Here is a 7,489-nt window from a genome sequence, read left to right on the forward strand (position 1 = left end):
TGGATAACGAGATGAGATCAGCCCCCTGTAATGACGACAGGGAGCCGTCCATAAGGATCCAGAGCCAAGCCGCTCACTGAGTGAAGTGACACGTCTCACGAGGCAACATTTGGAACGGAAGCGTTGGTAAGGGTACCGTTGCGTCGACAGCTGGTATTGCCTGGATCGCCCCTCCTGGTGCCGCGTATCTAGAGCTTCGCTCAGAACAGCGTAGGCCGTGCAGTTAGTGCTTGTGGTGCTTCCCGTCTGCGTGGACATCGCTTGTTGTCGGAGATCTGTCCTCCGCATCGGCACGGTCATGGTCAGTGCTTGGCTGGGCCACCTGGGGCGGCGCTGACGCGTGATGATCGTCGCTTGCGTCATTACCATGATGACCGGTGCTTGATTGGCCGGCAGCACCACCCGAGCTGCTAGAGCCATGGTGATCCGAGCTGCTACTGTCGCCCTGATGGTGGTCGTCCGAAGCCATCTCACCGTGTTGCTCACCGTGCCCAGCTGGCGTCTCCCCACCACCATGTTGGTGACCACCGCTAGACGCAACGAGTGCTCGATACGCTCCTTCATCTAGCTCAGGAAGCTTTTGCAGAAAAGCCACCATCCCCCATATGTACGGGTCAGCCATGCTTTTACCCCACGCAGGCATCCCAGTGGCCTTGATGCCATGCTTGATGACCCAAAACGTCTTTGCTGGGTCATCGTATAGCCCTGCTTCAGCCAAGTTGGGTGGAGCAGGATAAAGGCCTTTGCTTAACTCGGTCTCAGCCATGCCTGGCGCCAAATGACAACCCACACACATCGAGTCGTAGTTCCCCGCCCCGGCGCGAATTTGGTCTTCATCGTCGAGAGATGGCACGGCTATGTCTTCGGAGCGAACCTCAATCGAGCGATTGCGAGCAGTTTCCAGGAAAGCGTATACGGCTTCCGTATGAGGATCATCCGCGGCAACATTAATCAGTCCTGTAAAAACAACACCGGCCAATATCAACAGGCCTAGTGCGCAGAAGGTAACGAAGCTAATAATTATTCGTTTCATTGAAAGTCCTTAAAACCAAAGCCTGATGCCAGCAACGAACCGCGCCTCATCTGCATCTTCGCCTTCATCTCTCGCCATATCAGCGGTATTGCCGTATGCCCGGTTCCAGGTGACGCCGATGTACGGTGCGAACTCACGAACAATTTCGTATCGGAGGCGTAGCCCCACCTCTGTGTTTGCGAGACCAGCGCCTACTCCGCGCGCAGGATCGTCCTTGCCATAGAAATTGAGTTCGGCAGTCGGTTGGAGGATGAGCCGGTTAGTTAGGAGAATGTCGTAATCGCCTTCAAAACGTGCTGCTGTCTGCCCACCTTCACCGACGAAGGCGGTGGCTTCCGCTTCGAATCCATACAGAGCCAGCCCCTGAAGGCCTAAAGCCGCCCACGTCTGCGGCGACTCGGGCTTAAAGTCCTGGCGAACACCTGCTACTACATCCCACCAGGGACTGATTGCACGCCCGTAAAGCGCCTCAATTTCCGCGTCTTCAGTAACGCCATTCGTTCGCTCACCATCCGAGCGAAACCAGAACCGATTGATATCGCCACCAACCCAGGCAGTAGCTTCCCAACTGAGGGTGCTACCTTCATTTGCGTCCTGGTACTCAAGTTGCTCTAGCAGAAGGAACCAGGCCAGATCCTTGTCATGGACCGTATGACCTTGAAGACCAGGGAAAGCCGCTTCTCTATCCGCATCGGTCAATACTGGAATGAACGAGGGATGAACCATGCCGGGCATTTCGAGCGTATCGTCATGCTTCATTTGGCCATGGTTCATCTTGCTATGGTCCATCGCACCATGACCCATTGCAGAATGGTCCATTTGCCCACCGGAGCCATGATTCATTGCCGCGGGCTTGGCAGAAGATGCAGGGGCTTGAGCTGCCGGAATAGGAGGGGTTTGATGCATCGAGTGATCCATCATCTCGGCGGCGTTGGCTATCCGTCCAGCCGCTGCGCTCAACGAAACTCCGAGCGCAATAGTAGCAAAGCGAGAAGATCTAGTGGTCATTGTGCGAATCCACCTCAGTACCAGTAGCCTTCGGGTCATGATCCATCTTGCCATGGTCCATTTCACCATGGTCCATCGAGCCATGACCCATGTCGCCGTGGTCCATTTCTGAGTTAGAGGAGCCTTGTGTCTGAGATGCCGGCTTGTTGCCTGAATTTTGCGACGAAGCCGATGGTTGCTTGTGCTGATCATGCGTTTGCTCTGCAAACGCAGCTGATATATTCATTACGCCCAGCAGACTGAACATTAACGCGCTGCCGATAAGAGTTTTACGCTTCATAAAATTTCCCATATAAAGTTCCTCTTACTCGTCCACTCGGACTTCACGAAACATGCCCATTTCCATGTGAAGCAGTAGGTGACAGTGATAAGCCCAACGCCCAAGTGCATCGGCTGTCACGCGGTAGCTGCGCTTCGAACCTGGAGGCATGTCGATCGTGTGCTTGCGAACCATGAACTTTCCATTCTCATCCTCAAGATCGCTCCACATACCATGCAGATGAATCGGATGGGTCATCATGGTGTCGTTGACCAAAGTGATGCGTACCCGCTCGCCATATTTGAGCCGCAGGGGCTCCGAATCAGAGAACTCTATACCGTCAAATGACCAGGAGAACTTCTCCATGTGGCCGGTGAGATGGAGTTCGATCGTCCGACTGGGCTCACGGCCGTCCGGATCGGGGAAAGTGCTTCTCAAGTCGCTATAGGTCAGGACTCGGCGGCCGTTGTCTCGTAAGCCAATACCGGGATCGTTCAGCCTATGAGTTGGGCTCATGGTCTGCATGTCCACCAGTGGGTTATTGGACTCTGAGGGCGGGTGCGATTGCATACCTGCGCTCATCCCAGCCATTCCAGAGTGGTCCATCCCGGACATCCCACCCATTTTGCTGTGATCCATGCCGGCCATTGCGCCCATGTCGCCCATCCCTTGCATGTCACCGTGGTTCATGCCGGACATGTTGCTATGGTCCATCGCGCCCATGTCGCCGCCATGGTCCATGCCCGCCATACCGCCCATGCTGCCGTGATCCATCCCCATGTCGTCCATGGTGATTAGTGGTCGAGGATCGGTTTCTGGAACAGGAGCGCTCAGCCCTTCGGCAACCGCTAGCGTGCCACGGGCGTATCCTGTGCGATCCATCGATTGGGCGAAGATCGTGTAAGCCTCCTCGGTCGCAGGCTCGACAATCACATCGTAGGTTTCTGCCACGGCAATGCGGAATTCGTCGACGCTAACTGGGTTGACGTATTGGCCATCGGCTGCGACTACAGTCATCTTCAGCCCTGGAATGCGGACATCGAAATAGCTCATGGCCGAGCCATTGATGAACCGCAGGCGAAGCTTCTCGCCGGGCTTAAAGATACCGGTCCAGTTCCCGTCTGGTGCTTGGCCGTTCATTAGATAGGTATAGGTGTAACCGCTTACGTCGGCGAGGTCGGTGGGACTCATCTTCATCTGAGCCCACATTTTCCGATTCGCAATCGTAGCGGCCCAGCCGTCTTCGCTCACGTCGTTAATGAAGTCTCCGACGGTGCGCTTGTGGAAGTTGTAATAATCTGACTGCTTCTTGAGCTTAGAAAGGATTCGAGCGGGATCCTCATCGGTCCAATCGGTCAGCATGACGACATAGTCGCGGTCATAGCTGAACGGTTCGGGATCCTTCGCATCGATGACCAAGGGACCATAGACACCAAGCTGCTCTTGTAGGCCAGAATGGCTGTGGTACCAATAGGTACCGTTCTGTTTAACCTGAAACTTGTAGACATACATGCCATCGGGAGCGATGCCGTGGAAGCTCAATCCAGGCACGCCATCCATGTTGGCCGGCAGGATCATGCCGTGCCAGTGAATCGATGTATCTTCGCTCAACTTATTTCTGACTCGCAGCGTGACGGTATCCCCTTCACGCCAACGTAGAAGCGGCCCTGGGATGGTCCCATTGATAGTCATCGCTGTCCGGGCCGCGCCGGTGATATTGACCGGCGTCTCCCCAATCAGCAGATCGAACTCCGTGCCACTTAGTACGCTGGGCTGGCCTGGGCTAGTCACTGCCCAGACCGGAGCTCGCCACAAGCCAAGACCGCCAAGGATGCCTGCGGCAGTCAAGCCTTTAACAAAGGTTCGCCTAGAGGTTTTACGTTGCATGTGTAGGTTCCAATCAAACTAAGGAGCCAAGCCGAAACCAGCCGTAAGGTTGGTGTTGCCAGCGTTGATCGATCTTAGAAGCTCGCGCATGGTCTGGCTAATCAAGCGACTTGCCATTGTCCTTAACTATGGCATGCAGAAGGGAGACGCATGATTAATTTTTTGTAAGCTTAAAGCGCCCCAGAAAACGCCTGCGATCAGAGTTCCGGTCACTTAAGGTGGCGTTACTTGGTACTTGGCTTGCCTTGGCAGCGGATGGGCTCGGGCGGATCGATCACGGCGCTGTAGCACCTGCCATTAGCCCATCGCTCAATCGCCGCTGATTAGCTGCTTTTGCGACAATCAGCGGCATGACTTCCGCACCCAATCTCAACGAGTTGACACCTGAACAGCTGCGCGCCTTGGCCGCGCAGTTGCTGTCGCAAGTCGACACGATGGGCAAAAAGATCCACCGCGATCAAGCAGTGATCGAGCAACTCACCCACGAAATCGCACTGCTCAAGCGGTACAGGTTCGCCAAGCGCAGCGAGCAGCTGAGCCCCGACCAGATCAGCCTGCTCGATGAGCTGATCGATACGGACATCGCGGCCATCGAGGCCGAACTCAAGGCGCTGCATCCTGCGCCTGTCGCCCAATCCCGCCAGCAGCCCAAGCGCGCCGCGCTACCCGCCCAGTTCCCGCGCACCCTGATCCATCACGAACCGGACAACACCCAGTGTGCCTGCGGCTGCCAGCTCAAGCGGATCGGCGAGGACGTCAGCGAAAAGCTCGACTACACGTCGGGCACCTTCACGGTGGAACGACACATCCGTGGCAAGTGGGTCTGCGACCAGTGCGAGACGCTGATCCAGGCACCGGTAACGGCCCAGGTGATCGACAAGGGCATCCCTACTGCCGGCCTGCTGGCTCATGTCATGGTGGCCAAATACGCCGATCATCTGCCGCTGTACCGGCAGGAGAAGATCTTTGGCCGTGCGGGTCTGGCTATCGCGCGCTCGACATTGGCACAGTGGGTCGGGCAAACCGGCGTGCAGCTCCAACCGCTGGTCGACGCCCTGCGCGAAGCGGTACTGGCGCAAGGCGTAGTCCACGCCGACGAAACCCCATGCAAATGCTGGCCCCGGGCGAGAAGAAAACCCATCGGGCTTATGTCTGGGCCTACTGCACCAGACCGTTTTCCGACCTGAAAGCGGTGGTCTACGACTTCAGCCCGAGCCGCGCCGGCGAACACGCACGTAACTCCCTCGGCTCCTGGGGCGGCAAGCTGGTCTGTGATAATTTCGCGGGCTACAAGGCCAGCTTCGAGCAAGGCATCACCGAAATCGGCTGCATGGCCCACGCCCGGCGCAAGTTCTTCGACCTGCATGTGGCGAACAAAAACCAGTTGGCCAGCAGGCGCTGCACTCGACCGCCGGCCTCTATGAAATAGAATGGCAAGCGCGCGACTTGAGTGCTGAGGATCGGTGGCGGATACGACAGGAAGGGTCCTCGCCGCCCCTCAACGCGCTTCAAAAATAAGATGCTGGCCCAGCGCGACCTTGGGCAAACCGGAGACTTTTGACTTCCTGGGGTTCACGCACTGCTGTAGCACCAAAAGAAACGGCGACTTCCAAGTGCTGCGACTGACGGCGAAGAAGCGGATGCGTGCGACGCTGCTGGCTATCCGGGACGAACTCCAACGTCGACGCGTCATGAGCCCGTCCGGGCTCAAGGGCAGTGGCTCAATCGGGTGGTTGGCGGCTATTTCAACTACCACGCGGTGCCGGGCAACCTGCTCCGCCTTGACGGTTTTCGGGCAGCTGTCTGCCCAGGCGGCAAGCCCTCAAGCGGTGCAGCCAGACCTGCACATCCCTATCCGGAGGAACGCTTCACGTCACGAACCTGAGGCAGGAGCCGTATGCGGCAGTTCCGCACGTACGGATCTGTGCGAGGGGGTGGCAGGTAACTGCCATCCCTACCGCGACCCTCAGATCAACGGCGGCGGGCCTTTATGTGCTACCTCGCCTGATGAGCTAATTAACTTATCAAGATATGATACTTGTTGCTCTTGTTGCTGGAAAAAACTAGCGCTTGTTGATACTGTCCGGCATACCTCGGAACTCTACCGCATGAAGCTTTCCATCTGGCGTGCGTATCCTAATTTCGTATGACTGAACGTTCCCCGTTAACTTGGTCACCTCCGGACCTTTTGGTTTAGTCCTCATCGGCGTCACGCTCAATACTTTTCCAGTTTTGAGCAGATCCATCATGACTTGATGGCCGTCACCGATAGTGTGATCGTGGCGCATGGGGCTATCCGTAGCCGAGCCAGCCACAGCCACCGTGGATGTAGCTACTAATGCAATCGCAAGAAGCGACTTTATAATTTTCATCGCAAGTACCACCAGATGTAATTTTGGAATCTTAGGCTTAAACTATCTGCCATTTTAATATTTCGGCGTGAACGGTTACTGTGCGCCAGTTTTGCAAATGACGCACAGTTAAAATTTACGAGATGTGCTAGTCAAGAGCAAGAACAATTAACCGTTATTTATCCCGACAGGCATGCCTCTAAATTCAACAGAGTGAGTCACTCCATCAGGGGTTTTAATTAGTATCTCGTAAGTTCTAACATCACTGTTTTCAGACAAAGGAGCAGTCACAGGTGATACGCTAAGAACTTTCCCAGTTTTTAATAGCTTGATCATCATCTCGTGACCATCACCCACTGTATGGTCGTGCTTCATGGGCTCCACAGAGTCACTTGCGGCCATTATCAGAGGTGAGGTGACCGTAAGCGCCAGCGCTAGCATCAATCCGCTTATTTTCTTCATGAAGGTTCCCTCTTGATTGTTTGTACGTGAATGTATTCCTACGTCCCTTATAGCATGGTGAGATGGTTTCGGACAACCACTCAAAAATTACAAAGATGTAATGTTTGGGACAGCTTATTTACCGTGCCCCGCTGGGGTCTCCCCACCACCATGTTGGTTACCACCGCTAGAGGCAACGAGTGCTCATACGCTCCCTCATCTAGCCCAGGAAGCTTTTTGCAGAAAAGCCACCATTGCCCAGTGTACGGGTCAGCCATGCTTCTTCCCCACGCAGGCATCCCAGTGGCCTTAATTCCAGGCTTGATGGCCCAAAATGTTTTTGCTGGGTCATCGGAGTTCCGCTTCAGCAATTAGCATGCCACGCATGCTTGCGTCTGAATCTTACGATTTGTCAGATCACACATGCCCCAACCGCGTGAGCAGGCGAATCGCTAATTGTCCGTGTTCTGCCTGTTCGCTCCTGCAGTTAAGGCGTCGTTTCCTACCGGC

6 protein-coding genes and 2 pseudogenes are annotated in these 7,489 nt (G+C 55.4%); 1 reads left to right on the forward strand and 7 read right to left on the reverse strand.

Translation table 11 applies throughout. The annotated features are described in order from the left end of the window. Positions 1–223: 223 nt before the first annotated feature. From HZR81_RS22780 to HZR81_RS22795, 4 genes are read right to left on the reverse strand one after another with little or no spacing between them, the layout of a single operon-like run. Positions 224–1,033, reverse strand: a complete 810-nt coding sequence (locus HZR81_RS22780) for a c-type cytochrome (protein ID WP_336316558.1) — start codon at positions 1,031–1,033, stop codon at positions 224–226. Positions 1,034–1,042: 9 nt separating this feature from the next. After that, positions 1,043–2,041 (reverse strand): copper resistance protein B, encoded by a 999-nt coding sequence (locus HZR81_RS22785; protein WP_237145467.1) that lies wholly within the window; start codon positions 2,039–2,041, stop codon positions 1,043–1,045. Further along, positions 2,031–2,321, reverse strand: coding sequence for a hypothetical protein (locus HZR81_RS22790; protein WP_279646357.1), 291 nt, complete (start codon positions 2,319–2,321; stop codon positions 2,031–2,033). The genes HZR81_RS22785 and HZR81_RS22790 overlap by 11 nt, the downstream gene beginning before the upstream one ends. A gap of 24 nt (positions 2,322–2,345) precedes the next feature. Beyond that, positions 2,346–4,187: a copper resistance system multicopper oxidase gene (locus HZR81_RS22795; protein ID WP_084899554.1), complete on the reverse strand. Its 1,842-nt coding sequence runs from the start codon at positions 4,185–4,187 to the stop codon at positions 2,346–2,348. 350 nt (positions 4,188–4,537) lie between these two features. Between HZR81_RS22795 and tnpC the strand changes: the two are divergent. Continuing rightward, positions 4,538–5,724 (forward strand): annotated as a pseudogene (gene tnpC / locus HZR81_RS22800) (IS66 family transposase); the annotation flags it as partial. Positions 5,725–6,250: 526 nt separating this feature from the next. Here tnpC and HZR81_RS22805 read toward each other — a convergent pair. The 3 genes and pseudogenes from HZR81_RS22805 to HZR81_RS22815 form a co-directional block, all read right to left on the reverse strand. After that, entirely contained in the window at positions 6,251–6,475 is a 225-nt protein-coding gene (locus HZR81_RS22805; RefSeq protein ID WP_200293817.1) for a hypothetical protein, read from the reverse strand. A 231-nt stretch (positions 6,476–6,706) separates the two neighbouring features. Further along, positions 6,707–7,000, reverse strand: coding sequence for a hypothetical protein (locus tag HZR81_RS22810; RefSeq protein ID WP_313026335.1), 294 nt, complete (start codon positions 6,998–7,000; stop codon positions 6,707–6,709). A gap of 114 nt (positions 7,001–7,114) precedes the next feature. Beyond that, positions 7,115–7,329, reverse strand: a pseudogene (locus HZR81_RS22815) (c-type cytochrome); the annotation flags it as partial. Between the last annotated feature and the right edge of the window lie 160 nt (positions 7,330–7,489).

The sequence above is a fragment of the Pseudomonas sp. LM13 genome, assembly GCF_041381355.1.
In the GTDB taxonomy this organism is placed as follows: Bacteria; Pseudomonadota; Gammaproteobacteria; order Pseudomonadales; family Pseudomonadaceae; genus Stutzerimonas; species Stutzerimonas frequens.